Raw genomic sequence first — 2,812 nt, forward strand, 5'->3', positions numbered from 1 at the left:
AAAACTCTTAAGTTGTTTTATATATCTGATATGGAAAAGTATACTGAGAAAAAGAAGAGAAATCAAGTGTTTCAGAACTTTATTAAAAAATTTGTAGGGGAAAAACAGATGGATCTGATTAAGGACTGTAACACATTTTTAGCGTTCGTGACGGATAAAGAACAGACAAAAAAAAGACTGTATAAAAATAATATGTGTAAAAATCGTTTCTGTCCGATGTGTGCTTGGAGAAGAGCGAGAAAAGATGCATTAGGACTTTCCTTGATGATGCAGTACATTAAACAGGAAGAGAAAAAAGAATTTATTTTCTTAACCTTAACAACACCAAATGTGAAAGCTGAAGAATTAGAAAATGAAATACAGAAATATAATTTATCGTTTGGAAAGTTAGTGAAAAGAAAAAATGTTAAAGCGATGATGAAAGGTTACGTCAGAAAACTAGAAATCACATACAACAAGCAACGAGATGATTTTAATCCGCATTTTCATGTGTTGATTGCTGTAAATAAATCTTATTTTAAAGATTCTAAGGTTTATATTTCACAAAAAGAATGGCTTGAAATGTGGCGAGATGTCACAGGAATGCCGGAGATCACGCAAGTCCATGTTCAAAAAATTAAGCAGAATAACAACAAAGAATTATACGAAATGGCGAAGTATTCGGGTAAAGATAGCGATTATCTTATCAATCAAAAAATATTTGATGCGTATTATAAATCTTTAAAAGGTAAGCAGATTCTAGTGTATTCAGGACTTTTTAAAGAGGCGAGAAAAAAATTAAAAAATGGCGAGTTAGATTATCTTAAAGAAATTGATCCAACTGAATATTTGTATCAAATTTATTATATTTGGAATCAGAAAGAGTACCTGGCGAGTGAACTTCACGAATTGACCGAAGAAGAAAAAAGAAAAATTAATCATCAGACAATCAACGAAATTGAAGAAGAAAAATAAAACACTGAAATATTTCAGTGTTTTATTTTTTTGTTTTTATTAAGCAAAGTTAAAGAAATATGAATTAACATGTCGATTGAATATATAAAAATTTTAAATATAAACTCCATATCATTCTCCTTTATTTTTAATTTTAGCCTCTGCGAGAACTATGCGATCAAACTGCAAGTTTGCCCTGTGAAATGCAAATTTTAACACGATTTTATGCCAAATTTTTAATTTGCATGTAACTGGGCAGTGTCTAAAAAATCGTAGACACTGATGAAAATTAAAATTTAATTATTTGGCTCATATTTGCGTTTTAAGAGCCGTTTTTGAATTCTAAGTACTTTTTTACTAGAAAAATACTTAAATCGGCTTAAATGGGCTTAAAATTAAAAATAAGCATAAATAGTTTTGATTTTTTCTAGAGAATTAATCTGCGAAGTTGAAAAAAGGTGCAACGATCTTTTATGCCGAGAAAACTTTTGATATGGAGTAGCACCCCCAAATAAACTTAGAGCCGTTCAGGCGAGTTGGTAGCGACAGCTATCAATTCGACCGAACATGGCTCTTGGGGGTTTGGGGGTGCAGAGGCTCCATGTCAAAAGGAAATTGGAATAAATGCTATAATTTTTTAAATAAAATTTTTTGAAAAAAGGGGAAAATCTATGAGAATTTTTACTGAAAAAGAAATAGAAAAATATAACGCTTATGCTATTGATTTAGTTGGTGGAGATGAAGACATCAAAATTAGATGTCATATTTGTGGGGATAAACTAAGTGAACTTAATTTACCTGGTGGACTAGAAAAGAAAGTTGTTTGTTTGAATTGTCGAGAACATTTCGTAACATTATTCGAAGATTTAGAGGAAATGGGAGAAATTTAGAGATAGATTTTTCAGGTACTGCCCATTTACATGCAAACTTCGTTTTCATTCAAAAAATGGGCAAACATGCTGTTTAATCGCTATAGTTCGTGTGGCGACTAAAAATTGTGAATCAATTTGGAATTTAACGCTTTTTGATATAAAAATTAGGAATACTTTTATGCTGAAAAAGAGATTGGAATAAATATAGCATTTTTCTATGTCGGGTGGTTGTCGTGTGACTGTCATGTAGTTGTCGTGTATCTAATTTGTATTAAGAGTTATAATTTATTTATGAATAAATCATTGGTATCAGAACTTAGAAAAAAGAGATTTTTAACACAAGAAAATTTAGCTGATGAAGCACACGTAACAGTTAGAACTATTCAAAGAATTGAGGCAGGTGAAGAGGTTAGTAAAGAAACTTTGAAATGTGTTTCTAATGCATTAGGAGTTACTGTGAATGAATTATTTGAATCGGTTGAATCGAAAGAAAAGGAGGTAGAGATTATGGAGTTATCTCAGGAACAAGAATTACAAATTAATTACAGAAAAAATGAAATGTTTGCTATAAGACTGTTTTCAATTGGTGTGATCTTTTTTATATTAACTTTTTTTGCAAAGTTTATTTCTACTGTTCCTAGTATTAATTATAGAGAAATATATGGAATTATATGGGTCTCTATTTTAGTTTTATCCATAGCTTTTTTAAAATATTTTTTATCGGTATTTATATCAAAATATCTTGATAAAAAATATCCTCTTACAGTCGGGATTAAGTCGTTTAAGTCTGTTAAAAAAAATAAGGATTTCACTTAAGTGAAATCCTTATTTTCTTATCTTGATAATATAGGTAATTATTCACGGCGATTCACGTCGACGTCAAACCGTTGATATTATTGGTTTAAAACACAAAAAAAGTTGCTTTTTCCAGCATACTATTTTATGATTAAGGTGTCGAATCAAAATCAAAAATAGAGAGGAGAAAAAGCAACTGTTTTTTGCTATAA

3 protein-coding genes are annotated in these 2,812 nt (G+C 29.9%); all 3 read left to right on the forward strand.

The window, feature by feature from the left end; translation table 11 throughout:
- The first annotated feature begins 30 nt into the window (after positions 1–30).
- The 3 genes from KFV11_RS11640 (at position 31) to KFV11_RS11650 (ending at position 2,621) form a co-directional block, all read left to right on the forward strand.
- Positions 31–954, forward strand: a complete 924-nt coding sequence (locus KFV11_RS11640) for a protein rep (RefSeq protein ID WP_254250653.1) — start codon at positions 31–33, stop codon at positions 952–954.
- 650 nt (positions 955–1,604) lie between these two features.
- Complete coding sequence (locus KFV11_RS11645; RefSeq protein WP_254250651.1) at positions 1,605–1,823, forward strand: hypothetical protein; 219 nt, start codon at positions 1,605–1,607, stop codon at positions 1,821–1,823.
- Positions 1,824–2,096: 273 nt separating this feature from the next.
- On the forward strand, positions 2,097–2,621 hold the full coding sequence (locus tag KFV11_RS11650; RefSeq protein WP_254250652.1) for a helix-turn-helix domain-containing protein: 525 nt from the start codon (positions 2,097–2,099) through the stop codon (positions 2,619–2,621).
- Positions 2,622–2,812: the final 191 nt, after the last annotated feature.

This window comes from Macrococcus equipercicus, from assembly GCF_024205945.1.
Lineage (GTDB): Bacteria > Bacillota > Bacilli > Staphylococcales > Staphylococcaceae > Macrococcus > Macrococcus equipercicus.